The 13,554-nt window shown below is 50.8% G+C and carries 8 protein-coding genes and 1 pseudogene; 4 read left to right on the top strand and 5 right to left on the bottom strand.

Features of this window, described 5'->3' with window-relative positions; all coding sequences use genetic code 11:
* Window positions 1-135 precede the first annotated feature (135 nt).
* On the bottom strand, window positions 136-1,065 hold the full coding sequence (locus tag FLP30_RS10900; protein WP_149279834.1) for an AraC family transcriptional regulator: 930 nt from the start codon (window positions 1,063-1,065) through the stop codon (window positions 136-138).
* A gap of 230 nt (window positions 1,066-1,295) precedes the next feature.
* Here FLP30_RS10900 and FLP30_RS10895 point away from each other — a divergent pair, with 230 nt between their 5' ends.
* The gene (locus tag FLP30_RS10895; RefSeq protein WP_149279833.1) at window positions 1,296-2,027 is read left to right on the top strand and encodes an SDR family NAD(P)-dependent oxidoreductase; all 732 of its coding nucleotides are present in this window, start codon (window positions 1,296-1,298) and stop codon (window positions 2,025-2,027) included.
* Window positions 2,028-2,473: 446 nt separating this feature from the next.
* On the opposite strand, the gene FLP30_RS10890 is transcribed toward FLP30_RS10895, so the two are convergent.
* The 3 genes from FLP30_RS10890 to FLP30_RS10880 all read right to left on the bottom strand — a co-directional run bounded on the left by FLP30_RS10890 (window position 2,474) and on the right by FLP30_RS10880 (window position 6,826).
* Window positions 2,474-4,975: a TonB-dependent receptor gene (locus FLP30_RS10890; protein WP_246856505.1), complete on the bottom strand. Its 2,502-nt coding sequence runs from the start codon at window positions 4,973-4,975 to the stop codon at window positions 2,474-2,476.
* Between the two features lie 253 nt (window positions 4,976-5,228).
* Window positions 5,229-6,185 (bottom strand): FecR family protein, encoded by a 957-nt coding sequence (locus tag FLP30_RS10885; protein WP_149280346.1) that lies wholly within the window; start codon window positions 6,183-6,185, stop codon window positions 5,229-5,231.
* A 134-nt stretch (window positions 6,186-6,319) separates the two neighbouring features.
* Window positions 6,320-6,826 (bottom strand): RNA polymerase sigma factor, encoded by a 507-nt coding sequence (locus tag FLP30_RS10880; RefSeq protein ID WP_149279831.1) that lies wholly within the window; start codon window positions 6,824-6,826, stop codon window positions 6,320-6,322.
* Window positions 6,827-7,126: 300 nt separating this feature from the next.
* Between FLP30_RS10880 and FLP30_RS10875 the strand changes: the two are divergent.
* Window positions 7,127-8,366 (top strand): annotated as a pseudogene (locus tag FLP30_RS10875) (IS701 family transposase).
* Between the two features lie 411 nt (window positions 8,367-8,777).
* On the opposite strand, the gene FLP30_RS10865 reads toward FLP30_RS10875, so the two are convergent.
* Window positions 8,778-11,195, bottom strand: coding sequence for a TonB-dependent receptor plug domain-containing protein (locus tag FLP30_RS10865; RefSeq protein WP_168200094.1), 2,418 nt, complete (start codon window positions 11,193-11,195; stop codon window positions 8,778-8,780).
* A gap of 518 nt (window positions 11,196-11,713) precedes the next feature.
* Between FLP30_RS10865 and FLP30_RS10860 the strand changes: the two genes are divergently transcribed.
* Together FLP30_RS10860 and FLP30_RS10855 are read left to right on the top strand one after the other, a co-directional pair.
* The gene (locus tag FLP30_RS10860) at window positions 11,714-12,526 is read left to right on the top strand and encodes a class II aldolase/adducin family protein (RefSeq protein WP_149279828.1); all 813 of its coding nucleotides are present in this window, start codon (window positions 11,714-11,716) and stop codon (window positions 12,524-12,526) included.
* A complete protein-coding gene (locus tag FLP30_RS10855) occupies window positions 12,523-13,497 on the top strand; it encodes an ABC transporter substrate-binding protein (protein ID WP_149279827.1) in 975 nt (324 codons plus the stop codon). Before FLP30_RS10860 ends, FLP30_RS10855 begins: the two co-directional genes overlap by 4 nt.
* Window positions 13,498-13,554 lie beyond the last annotated feature (57 nt).

Raw genomic sequence — 13,554 nt, 5'->3', positions numbered from 1 at the left:
CGCTCCTCGCTCTAAGAAATCAGAAAAACCTTATTCTGCTTTGTCGACTTGCAACGACATCAATGACTGGCAGCCGTAGCTCAACCGCAATGGAGAGCTTTCCGATCCCTCCATCTGCCGCGGGGTATTAAGCCGTTAAAGCCAGACCTCCTCATTATCCGCACAGTACTGATCCATGCCAATCGATCGTATCCGCTTGATGTCCGCATGAGGCGGCAGGCCAAAGAGCTTGCGATATTCGCGGTTGAACTGCGATGGGCTATCATACCCAACGTCAAAACCTGCCTCGGCCACGCGCTTGCCTTCATGCAGCATAAGCCGCCGGGCCTCCTGCACACGCAGGCGCATCCGATACTGTACCGGCGTTAAATGTGTTGCATCCTGAAAGCACTGGTAGAATTTTGACTGGCTCATGCCCGTCAGTCCAGGCAGCAGGGATATTTCGAAATTTTCCCTGAAATGCTGCCGCAAATACAGGATAGCCCGATTTACCCCCGACAGATCACTCCGGTAATTGGCAATTTCGCATAATGTACTGCCTTGTGCGCCGTGCAACATGCGGTAAATGATTTCCTGCTTGATACGAGGTGCAAGAAACCGACGGGCAGATGGCTCAGGCAGACAGTTGAGCAATCGCCATAACGCATCAAGCAGGTCTGGTGTAAGTTCGCTCAATCCCATACCAAAATATGGCGAGAGTAAAGGTTCTGGCGGACCACCCATGGCAGAAATAACTTCGAAAATTTCCATGGGAGCAAAAGAAAGACACATGGCTAAATAGGGTCTTTGGGGCGAAGCCTCGGTAATCATGCCCGATACAGGAATATCAATGGTTGAAACAAGATACTGTGTCTCATTGTACACGTAACGCTTGTCCCGAACGGAAATTTCTTTCTGCCCCTGTATGACAATATAAATCCGTGGCTCGTACACAAACAGCACCGGATCAGTCTTCCGGGTTGTCTTATACAAAGTGAGAAAATCAATATCCGTCCTGTGGCTTTTGGCCGGACACAAAGCCTCAAGGGCCGTCTGGAGTTCTGCCAGGATATTATGGCCATGCATGTGCAAGCTGTTCCGTTTAACTCCAATTATAGAAAATAAGACAATTTTTATGGAAAATTATTCTACCTGATCACCCATAAAATAGTCCACAAAATCCATGCAAAACAAGGAACTTTAGCCATCCGGCACAAAGGCCTGTTTATAATGGCGCATACTGCCGCCACAGGCACCAATAAAAAATTATGCAGTCCATATAGCCTTAGAAAGCTAACGGGAAAGGATAAAACAACATGACAGAACGTGTCGCCCTTATAACAGGTGGCAGCCGTGGCATTGGCGCGGCCGTAGCCGAACATCTTGCAGCACAGGGTTTTGATATTGCTATTTCTTACGCCCGCAGTGCAGCACGGGCCGAGGAGCTGGCCGCCAAAATTCGCAAAATTGGCCGACAAGCCCTGACCATTCAGGCTGATGGCGCCACCCTTGACGGCAATCGTGTGGTTATTGCCAAAACCGTTGCACATTTCGGCCGACTGGATGTTCTGGTCTGCAATGCGGGTACCTATCCGCATAAAAATATCGAGGCAGTCAGTGTTGAGGACATTGAATACACTCTCAACCTCAATATCCGCGCAGTCATGGTCGAAACCCATGAAGCGGTGCAGCACATGCAAAAAGGCGGACGCATCATTCTCATGGGGTCTGCGTTTGCCGGGCGTGCCCCTTTCCCCGGCCTGTCTCTTTATACCGCCACCAAGGCAGGCCTGCGGGGATTTGCCCAAGGGGTTGCTCGGGACCTTGGCCCCAAGGGCATCACCATCAATGTTGTTGAACCTGGGCCGATTGATACGGAAATGAACCCGGCCAACACCGAAGGGGCAGCCACACTTGCCGGGTTTGTTGCCACAGGCACCTATGGTCGTGTTGAAGATATTGCCCGCACGGTTGGCTTTCTGGCCAGTCCTCAGGCCAGCTACATTACAGGGACGACTATTGCAGTCGATGGCGGATTGCTGGCCTGATCAATCCCACACCCGCCAGGCATGTCTTTTGCCATAGTCATAAAGTAGCCGCCGCATCTCCGCCGATTGCATCATCATGTTTTATCATCAGGCGGATATCGCGAGATATTTGATCAAGGTCAGGCCACAAGCTCGGCGCTATAGAGATATGGCGCTGGCTCGAACGCGGGCAGTCTGGATGATGCGGTGATTGCCCGTGCCATTGCCGCATCGTCCCAAGACTGTGGCCCCCAGCCTGATCATGGCCCAGCACAGAAGGCAGCGATCTTCGCCATGAGGTGAGCCGAAGGAGCTGAGCTTTCTGAGCGCGGTTGTAAGGGGTGGGAAGAAGACAAGTCGTAGACCGACGCCCTATCAGATGCAGGGATCAGTCAGAGTTTTGCACTGGTGAAGTCGCTATCTGGGCGATAGCAACACTCAGTGCAATCCTGATAGAAGATCGCATATCAGAAGTCTGCCGCAACCGCGAAACGGAATGTACGCGGTGCCCCCAGCGTAAGATTGTTATAGCCTCCGGCATTCCAGTAGCGCGCGTTGGTAACGTTATCAACGTTCAGGAACAGAGTGATCTTTCCTGCATCAGTGGCCGGATTAGGCATCACGTAACGCGCCCCCATATCCAGCCTGACCCAACCGGGCACACTTCTGCGGGGAGAGGGATTTTCTATGTATTGTGAACTGGTATAGATAATATCGGTATTAACCGACAGTCCCTTCACAAAAGGAATAGAATAATCCAGGCCCATATTGAAATTAATGGGCGACACATTGGGGGCTCGTTGTCCATTGTAAAGGCCGCCTTGTGTCTTCTTCAGAACCGGATCGATCAGCATGAGGCCACCCGTTGCATGGAGCCCGTGAACAATCTCACCTGCGATATTGAGCTCCAGTCCGCGATTTCTCTGCTCGCCATTCAACGACATAATGTTGGTCACGACATCATAGACCGTACTGGGCTGTGATATCTGGAAAACATCGAATGTTAGAATGATTTTCTTGAAATCAGCTTTTACACCAAGTTCGTATTGCGTCGATTTATAAGGCGCAAATATTTCACCAGCATTGGCGTATGTCGTCCCGACAACACTCCCCTGCTGAAGCCCCTGTATCCAGTTCCCGTATATCGAGACGTTTTTTAACGGCTTGAATACCGCCATGACTGCCGGGCTCAGAGCAGTTTTGTCATAGCTGCTTGTCTTAAGACCCGTTGTCGCACTGAAATTTGCAGATTGTACCCGTTGTACACGCAGGCCAGCCGTAACCTGAATTCGTTTATCCAGGGCTGAAATCGTGTCTGCGAAAGCCAGACTGGATAAAGTCGACGATGAATAGAGAGGAAGGTTTCCAGGGACAGAAATATCCGAACGAGGGATATAAGACCTTTTATATATGTTAACAGGATACCCTGAAGCACTAAATCCCCACGCTTCATCCCGAACCAGATTGTAACGATTGGCTGAGACAACAATATTCTGCGTGACCGGACCGGTCTCAACCTTCCCCCTCACCCCGACGTCAGCTGTAATGTTACGATCATGATCAGCGATAGCCAGAGGTTTGGAGGTTGATGCTGTGCCGTTTTGATTTGTCAGCGTTACGCTTGCCGGGTATATCCCCTCAAATGTTGAATCGTGAACGCCTACACTTCCATAGGCCGTCACATTACGAAAAATATCCACTTCAGCCCGGAAAACTCCGAATATATCCTCCGTCCTGTTATAGCCCCAGCTCGCCCCCAGATTTTGAGGAACTTTTGCCGCATCTGGCACAGGCACTCCCGCCCCCAAAGCAAGATAGGGCAGAACACCGTCGATTTCGCGATATTGGTATCCAAAATCGGTTGATAGGCGAACATGCCGTAGCCGCAAATCAACACCTGCACCAACGAGAGCTGTTTTCAGATCACTTCGGGCAATGGCCGTCGGGCCCGAACGTATCATTCCATTCAGACGAACCCCAAGCTGCTTCTCTTTTCCAAAACGTCTCCCGACATCGGCCTGACCGCCAAATTGCAGGTTCGATGTATAATCCGCTTCTACTCGGGTTAAGGCTTTGTCATGAGCACGCTTGGGAACAATATTGATAGTTCCGCCTATATTACCGTCTGGTGACATGCCATTCATCAAAGCACCTGGGCCTCGCAAAACTTCGACGCGCTCTGCAAGTTCCGTCAACACGGATGAGGTGGAAAGCATTCCGTAAAGACCACCAAAGGAAATGCCGCTCGTCGGGATACTGAACCCCCGTATCATGACCTGTTCATTTCCAGCAGAACCTGTCGCCCATGTTCCACGGATCGAAGGATCGTCCTTCAACGCATCCCGGATGTTACGTATCTGACGGTTCTGAATAAACTCTGCCGTATAACTCGTCGTACTGAACGGCGTATCCATGACGTCTTTATTGCCGAGCATTCCAAGTTGTCCACCGCGTGCAATCTCGCCACCAGGAAGCGTCGGCGGCAGATTTCCGATCATCGCGGTGGGAGGCACTGAACTCCGAAGTATGCCCCCCACCCGCACCGGTCCAAGCATGATAGTATTAGAAACTGGAATTATCTGGAAAGCATGATCGGTCGTGACCCGGTACGTCAGCCCACTACCTTGCAGTAGACGCGAGAGCGCATCGGACGATGTAAACCTTCCCTGCAAACCGGAAGAGGATTTACCAGCCAGCATCGGCGCCTGCGAACCCAGGGGCGTGTGTGCCTGAATACTGAAAGCCGTGAGCACGCTGGAAAGAGAGCCTGCGGGAATGTTGAAGTTGATAGAACCATGCTCTTGCACAGGCGCCACTTTTGGTGAGGTCATGACAGTTTGAGCAACCGCTGTCCCGCTAGTGAGTGACGTCAGCATAGTCGTGGCTGCCAGAAGCACGATCGAGGTAATGAGAAAATTTTTGTCGGATTTCGGGGCAAGTGCCTTTCCAGGGCAGACATTCAGGTCCATTCGCGCGGCTCTTTTCTTCATTCGTTTTCAGTCACACCGTTCGCCAAAATGCGATTTATTCGCATTCCAAGCTCTTAATTCTAGAGATGCGCCTACGGATGAATTTTTAACCAAAAAAGAATAATTTTTTTAACGAAGCAGAAGCGTGCCTGTTTGTCTCATTGAAAAAAGTTTTTTATTCACACGGGTGTAGACTATCCGGCACACTCACTTTTATGCCTTCAGAAGTGTGCAACAACTTGGACAGAATAAATCAGCGCCCACTCACGAAATCAAACCACGGTGTTATCGATTTGACTGTTCCACCATAAGAACCGACGATCAGGCGAAGAGATGCCTCAGGCTTATGGAGGTCATAGGTCCCGGTTACCCGCTTCTCACCCAAAGCTTGGCTGGTCAGCACAATCCGTGCTTTGGTCCACGGGCGAAGGAATGTTATCATCTGCTTGATTGTCTGGTTGTCCGCAATCAATGTTCTGTCGCGCCAGGCCCCTATCATTTCAGATGGCATGCTTCCTGTAACGACGTCGTCGGAAACACGGATCCACTCGCCAGCCTGAAGATCACGATCCGCCTTTCCACGTTCACGAACATGGACCGCGCCCTGACGTACGGCGACCGTAGTAGCCCCCTCCTCCATCCGCACATCAAACACTGTGCCGATATCAGTGGCCTCGACATCGGCCGCCAACACACGGAAGGGACGTGCCGCATCATGACGAACGTCAAACAACGCCTCCCCCCTCAGGAGCCGGACACTTCGCACGGTGGACGTCATATCGACGGCAATAGCCGAATGCGGGGCCAGCGTCACAGCACTGCCATCGGAAAGGCGGAGGTCACGGATATCGGCAACAGGCGTGATGTAGTCCGCCCGTAACTGTAGGAGTAAATCCGGCCCGTTCAGTATGGCAACAGCACATGCGGTAGCAGCAGCGGCAATCGGAAAGAAGAAACGCCTGAAATGCCAAACGTGACGTCTCCTTGTCGGTTCATGACGCCGTTGGGCAGCGTAAACAGACTGATGCAGCGTGGCAGCGGAGATAATCTTTGAGGTCGTTACATTCATACGCGCCCAAGCCGCAGCATGAGCATCATCTTCGCTCAACCATTGCTCGAACCTGGCTTTTATATCCTCGTCATCAGGATCTTCCCGAAGAAAAAGATACCAATCCGCGGCTGCCTGCTGGGGTGTTCGCTGTTCAGTCATCACGCGCACGATCTCCAGAGCCAGAGGATGACAAATGGAAATATCCGCCCACGCGCCTGCGATCCCTTGCCCCTATTTTCTAAGACGTATGAACGTAGGTCTTTTTTCATCAATTCCAGGGGCAACACGACGGATCAGAGTCCTTCCTCATAAATCCGATCGCAAATCGTCATGCCATCGGCGATCAGCCGATGCACCATCGGGATGGACAGATCGAGACGGGCCGCAATCTCGCGCAGCTTCAGCCCTTCGAAATAATAGAGTTTGAAGGCTTCAGCCTGGCGCAGCGGCATTGCGTCAACCACAGCGAGCACTCGGGCGAGAGTCTCGCGTGCACTGACCGCCTGCTCCGGGGAGGCAGCATGATCTGCTATTCCTTCAACAACTGTGTCGAAATCCACATCCTTTGTCTCTTCGTCAGCAGTGCGGCGAAGACGGGTTATGAACAGATTACGAACAATAGTACGAAGATACTGCAGGGGCGCGCTAATGTGCTCGACGGGCTGACGGGCAAAAAGAAGCCATACATCCTGAACTATGTCTTCCGCCAGAGTACGGTCTCCCGACAAACGATTCGCGTAGTTCAGCAAACGCTCTCGATGAGCCTCGTAAAGCTGAAGCGATGTACGTTTCCCCTTCAAAAAGGAGACCTCCTGGGGCGTGTTGCCTTCTCATGGCAAACGGTAAATAAGACTCGTTCGCATTTTCTTGCACAGGATGAACGATCTCGCAACCATCCAAACACCAAGCATAGGACGAGTTACAACACCAATGAGGCGATATATGACCGAATGTGCTGATGCAGCCTAAAGGGCCGCGCACCGTAAAGTATAAAAATTTGACAGAACTCACTCTGAACGGCCCTAAACTTTAACTTAGAGCGTGTTGTCAGTTAACACTACAGTTGCATATTGTGTTGAGTTCTGACTCTATGAATAACCATGATTCAGGATATGATGACTGGTGGTGCGTCTGTTGAAGAGACGCTGGAATTATGGGTGCGTTCGCTTCGATCAGCCAAGGAGCGGATTGCTCCACTGTTTACGCAAAAGCGTGTCGCGGATTCAGCGTGTTCTTTCCTTGATGTTTTAATTGGCAATGATCCACGCAAGACAGGTTGGATGCGGGCAGAAGCCGCAGGAGATCCCGGTCCCTGGCGGCAGCAGGCACTTTTGGGGCGCGGGCGCTGGGATGCCGATGCTCTTCGTGATGTCGTGAGGGAATATGTGATCGAGCATCTGGGCACTGAAGATGGTGTACTGGTGATTGATGAGACCGGTTTTCTGAAGAAAGGTCAGGCGTCATGCGGTGTCGGGCGGCAGTATACGGGATCTGCCGGCAAGATCACGAACTGCCAGATTGGGGTATTTGCCACCTATGTCTCAGCGCGTGGCCATGCCTTTATTGACCGCGCCCTGTATCTCCCGCAAGACTGGACATCGAACCGTGAGCGCCTCCAGCAGACCCACGTTCCCGATGACGTGGTGTTTGCAACCAAACCGGCGTTGGCCTCGATGATGATCGAGCGCAGGCGTGCCCTTCCGCTGGGTCGCAGCAGACAGCGTGTATGGCGTCGGCGATATGGAACGCACACTTCGTCGGGCAGGAATAGGATATGTCCTTGGCGTCAAAGGCAATCACTGGTTCGGGTCATGGGCAACAGACCCGCTGATTGCAGGAGAAGCAAGAGATATTGCTGCGGCTCTGTCAGAGAATGACTGGCACCGCCTGTCTGCGGGGCACGGCACAAAGGGTGAGCGACTGTATGACTGGGCATATCTTGCGCTTGCCGATCTGGATGCTGAAGAATTTGACTGCCCTATTGCCGGATCATGGACACGTGGCCTGTTGATCCGTCGGACCATCGTCGATGGAGACCTCGCCTATTTTACGACTTGGTGTCCGAAAGGGATGACCATACAGGAACTCGTGAACGTTGAAGGAACGCGCTGGAGGATCGAAGAATGTTTCGAAGCAGCCAAAAACGAATTCGGTCTCGATCATAACGAAACCCGTTCCTGGCATGGTTGGCATCGGCATGTCTCTTTGGTCATGCTTGCCTATGCCGTCATGGCAAGTGTGCGGTATCAGGCAAACTCACTGAAACCGAAAAAAACACAACGCAGAACACGATCATCCTTATCCGATGGTCCATACAGGAAATCAGGCGCATCGTTGTAAAGCTTGCACAACGCCGCCTACCCGTCGCCCATATCCTCAGATGGTCCGTCTTTCGACGAACACATCAGGCCAACGCTATGCGCTTTCACTCACGACACAAAATGCAACTGTAGTGTTAAGCAAGGTGATGAGTGATACAAACGGAAGAGCTTCGAAGAAAGTTGATCAGAAATCACTGACAGGACTGCTTGTCTCAACTGTAGGAACTCCCCCGACCCTCATGAGGATCGGGCGGGCTAATAGTGTCTATAATTATAGACCGCGTCCTATTTCTGGAAATAATCAACGCAGAAACATGAAAAATAGAAGTGTTTTGCCTATAATATATTTAATATACAAAGCGAAAATCAGAGCACTGCGAATTCAATCAATGATTTTTCAATGTCTCCAATTTGTTCGCAGCGACCTTCATCATAGAGTATAATTTAAACGGAGGTAATAGAAGCCGCCGCTCCAGCTCATCTGCGCAACATTTGCATCATAGCGGTTCGACCCAATATATCTGTTCGCTACAGGAAGTTTTTTCAGGTATGAATTGAACAGATTGTTGGCGCCAAGGGCGACATGCAACTGATTGTTTACTTTATAGCCAAGTTCGATATCCGTCTGCCATCTCGGCGTTTGTGTGAACTTCTGAAACACTGACGTTGAATACGCATTAGGGCCACTATAGTAAGTGAGCTGTGATGTTGTCTGCCCGTAGCGGATTTCATGAACGGAAAGATCGAAATTTCCAACGGTCCAGCGACCACCAAAGATCAGTTTGCTCTTAGGTGTATAGGACGTCAAAAATGCGCGCTGCTGCGCGTTTAATAGAGGATTTCCATGGAGATCATTTTTTTCTGATAAAATCACAGTTTTATTTAAATTCAATCCCACATCTATTTTCAGGTCTCCATTCTGGCGCAGATTAATGTCATAGCGCGCAGTTGCATCTAGGCCGCGCGTCCGGGTATTCGCACCGTTTGTAAAAAATGTCGTATGGACAGCATTTGGCGTTATGGCAGCGCCGGGTGACCAGCCATTGAGCTCCAAGGCCTCAATAGCTTCCGCGCCACTATAGGTGCCGCCACTTACGATCCTGTTCCGTAATGTAATCTGATAGGCGTCAATGTCGATATGCAGTCGCGGTATCGGGTTAAGCTGAAAACCCGCAGAAAAATTCGTTGACCGTTCTGGGGTGAGCGCTCTGGCCCCAAGAAATCGTGCCGCAGCGGAGTTGACTGAAACCTGCCCGCTATTTCCTGTCGGGGACGAACTCTGCGCCTGAAAATACTCTTCCTGAAGTGTAGGAGCACGGAAGCCGTTGCTGACTGTTCCACGAAACGAAATGAACTTGTTGAGATCATACCGGGTAGCGACCTTGCCCGTTTCCGTATCACCTGCATCAGTATAATGCTCGAAACGGCCAGCAAGATCTATTTTCCACTTTGGTAGAAGCGTTGTGCCCACATCTATATAACCTGCGGTTACATCTCTACCATGATTGCTTGCATCTGTTGTCTGTATGGCGGCACCCCCTGACAGCCCGGCCTGATAGCGTGCGGCAGCATCTCCGGCACCAAGCTCATAGGTTTCGTAGCGGTATTCCGCGCCAAAAGCCAGATTGAGGGGGGCAGCAAAAATCCCCGTGTCGAATGCACGTCGGATATCAGCATTCGTGGTCCATTGGGTATCCGACTGAGATCCTAGAAAAAAATGTGAAGGATTGGAGCCGGTCGCGGCCAGAAGCGCCGTATTGAACATATTATACCCACCCATGTCATTTATATTGCCGCCATAGGTAGTACCGATATCCCAGTCCCATTTGGAAAAGACTTTTCCTTTAAAGCCGGCTGTAAATGAGTAGTCATTCTGCGTGGTTGTCACGTATGGAATAAAGCCGTTCGGCGCGTAATAGGCTGGAAGACGGTAGTTATAAGCCTGCTGGCTGTTAACATGCCCATATGTACCAAAAGCATAGACTGAAACATTATCATTAATGTCATAGCCTGCATTGATACTGGCCGACTCGCGCGTAACCGGTTGAATACCCATTTCCTGTCGAATATCGTTCTGCATCTCCGGCGGGACACCTGCCCTGTTATCTTCACCCGCTCTCGCTGTACGGTCATTATGCTTGAATTCTAGACTGACATTATAAAAACCCCGTTTACCAATCATACCGCCAAAATTGGCGGACTCGCTCGTCGTAAAACCGTCTCCAAGATAATATCCGCCATTCAGCGCCTGAAGGGATAACTTGTTCGGTGTTTTCTTCAGGATAATGTTGACGACACCAGCAATAGCATCGGAGCCATATTGCGCCGCTGCTCCGTCCTGCAGTATTTCAATATGATCTACCGCACTCATTGGAATAAGGTCGAGATCGACAGGATCTGGACCTCTGCCTCCAGCCGCAGTCGTATTGATCCATGCTGTTTGATGCCGCCGTTTTCCGTTAACAAGCACAAGAACGTGGTTAGAGCTCAACCCTCTCATGCTAATGGAAAGAATTGAACCGGTGCCGCCCCAACCAAAAGGAGGAAGGGAAACGGAAGGGCTGAGCTGAGCGATCGCATCTCTCAGGTCAGACTGCCCTGTTTCCTCCAGCTGCCTGGCGTTAATGATCGAAATTGGACTAAGGCTATTGCGTGCCTTCTGATTGCTGGAACGTGTCCCGGTCACAATAACCTGCTCTTCACTACTGACCGTTTTTCTCTGGGCCAGAGCATCCTTTACAGTGATAGAAGAGCATACGAGAACAAGAGCGAAAGACGATCGCACTGCGATTGACATAGTATTATTGACCTTTTGCAGATAAATATCGTGTCGTATTTCTATAGTCATCGTCCATTTCTGAACGTCGCTGGCATGGAGGCTAACCTCGGCCATGCCGCGATTTTGTTCGCGCAAAATGACTATATAGTAATGGTATTTTTGAAATTATCGGCAACAGGAAACAATTATGGTGCAACGTAATTGCTCTTGTTCAGGCGAGATCTGACCATCAAGCGATAGAGGGCTGTAGTGGGATCTACCAACTGCGTCCACCCATCGCTCGCTGATCGGTACTTTCCTGATTACCTGTAAAACACTCATCCTGCCCCCGTTTCATGCTCACCATAAGGTCTAGGCAAGAGTTTTATGCAATCTTCAGTCATCACATCCAATAAACAATATCAATGTCGTGAATAATACATTCTTTATTTTTATAAAGACCATCGATTCTGGCGAAAAAATTTACAACAGTCTTGTGCAGTAGGAAATTTGTTTTTTTTATACCTGACATAAGCCTTATTTGATAGGCGAGTTCATATTAAGCCCTTTAAATGCTTAGAACTACGCTGGAGGGAATGTAATTTATCATGTCAGAGCACGTTTCTTCTTTTAATCATGAGCTTTTTCTTGCTGGAAGCGATCTCCGTATCCCTGATCCTCGTCCCCTAGAAGAGGAGCAGAAACACCGGAAGGAGCGTCTGGCTATTGCACTTCGGGTGTTTGGCTATCTGGGTTTTGAGCATGGACTCGCAGGGCATTTTTCCGCCAGAGATCCAATTAGTCCTGATCTTTTCTGGATGAATCCTTTGGGGATTCCGTTTAGTAAGATCAAAGCGTCTGACCTTTCACTTGTTTCGGGAGACGGGACGGTCGTGGAGGGACCAAAGCTGATCAACCAATCAGGAGTTCCTTACCATGATGAGATACAAAAGGCGCGCCCCGATGTGGTTGGGATAGCGCATGCACATGCGTTTTTCGGCAGGACCTGGTCTGCTTTCCGTCGCCCGCTCTTGCCGATCACCGCCGAGGCGTCTTTCTTCCATCAGGATCAGGCCCTGTTTGATCCAGCACTGTTTGCAGAACGAATTCCTTCATTGCCCAAGCCCGGCGAACAGGGACAGATTGTTGCGGGAGCACTGGGCAATAAGAATACCCTGATCTGGTTCAACCACGGGGTGTGGACTGTGGGTACTACCGTAGAGGTCGCTGCGTGGCGGTTTCTGACATTCGAGGATGCAGCGCGTTCCCAACTCGTTGCGCAGGCGGCTGATGTGCCACCCCCGCCGCCCCCACCAGCCGTGAGTGCGGAGCAACGTGCGCGGCAGGATGTTTTTGCTCACTATTCCTTCTTGTCATTGTGGGATCGTATCTCCGACGACAACCGGGATGTCACCGAATGAATCGACGGCACCTGATCCCGCGCCGGGTTGCCGTTTTTGGTCTTGTTGCGCAAGCCGCGGCTTTTCGGGCCACGACTGGAGTTGCAGCCACCCCAGAAGGGCTTGCTGTCTGGCATTATAAGGGACAGGTCTCCGATTTTTTTAATGCTGCAGAAATGAAGTCCCCTTCCTATCCGGTCAGTTATGTCAATGTGGAAGGAGGCAAGATGGTTCTAAACGCTTATAGGGCCAAGGCGCTGGACTATGCGTTTATGAGCCAAATACCAGCACTTTTCGCCGGACAGAATGCCAGTCCGTTTCGTTTGATCGCAGCGATACAAGGAGGGGTCTCGTATGCTGGGCTGCTTGTTCCTGAAAAGTCGACCGCCGCGTCTGTGAAAGACCTACGTAACAAGAAAATCGGCTATGTTCCGGCTACCAATCATCATTATTATCTTCTGAAGATACTGACCGACAACGGGATGACGCCTGATGATATCCAACCCGTGCCCCTCTCTGCGGCGGCTGGCCGGGCGGCCTTTGTTGGGGGATATCTCGACGCTCTGATTTCCGACGATTATGTCGCCGAGTTGCTGATGGAGGAAAGCGCTGCCAGATGGCTGACCAGCGACATCTCATCGGGGGGATTATCGTTTTTCGCGATTTCTGCCCGCGTCGGCGCTATGGATGATCGGATCAAAAGCGGTCTGATCGAGGACTATCTTGTGAGGGAGCGTGCCACTTGGGATTGGGTCGCAGCTAACCCGGAAGCCTGGTCCAGGATTATGGCAGCGGAGACAGCGGTGCCTGAACGTATTTTTAGACGACTTTCTGCTGGTCGGCAGCATGCCGTGAAACTAGTGCCAGTGACTCAGGACATGATCCGGGAACAGCAGAAGGCTGCGGATCTGTTTTTTTCTGAGGGAAGCCTCCCCAATCGCATTGATGCAGAATCGTTGTGGGATTTGAGATTTTCCCGACTGCTTCAGTAGCAGAGACAAGTATTGCCGCTACGAACAGCAGAGATCGAAAATATTTTTTCACATTCT

The organism is Acetobacter vaccinii (genome assembly GCF_008365315.1).
GTDB lineage: Bacteria > Pseudomonadota > Alphaproteobacteria > Acetobacterales > Acetobacteraceae > Acetobacter > Acetobacter vaccinii.
The sequence above is the reverse complement of the archived record's forward strand: the minus strand, read 5'-3'. Positions and strand labels throughout refer to the sequence as shown.

Coding starts and splice junctions, on each gene's coding strand:
- FLP30_RS10890 (WP_246856505.1), bottom strand. CDS start 4,975: ATGGACCTGAATGTCTGCCCTGGAAAGGCACTTGCCCCGAAATCCGAC.
- FLP30_RS10895 (WP_149279833.1), top strand. CDS start 1,296: ATGACAGAACGTGTCGCCCTTATAACAGGTGGCAGCCGTGGCATTGGC.
- FLP30_RS10865 (WP_168200094.1), bottom strand. CDS start 11,195: ATGACTATAGAAATACGACACGATATTTATCTGCAAAAGGTCAATAAT.
- FLP30_RS10855 (WP_149279827.1), top strand. CDS start 12,523: ATGAATCGACGGCACCTGATCCCGCGCCGGGTTGCCGTTTTTGGTCTT.
- FLP30_RS10900 (WP_149279834.1), bottom strand. CDS start 1,065: ATGCATGGCCATAATATCCTGGCAGAACTCCAGACGGCCCTTGAGGCT.
- FLP30_RS10860 (WP_149279828.1), top strand. CDS start 11,714: ATGTCAGAGCACGTTTCTTCTTTTAATCATGAGCTTTTTCTTGCTGGA.
- FLP30_RS10885 (WP_149280346.1), bottom strand. CDS start 6,185: ATGACTGAACAGCGAACACCCCAGCAGGCAGCCGCGGATTGGTATCTT.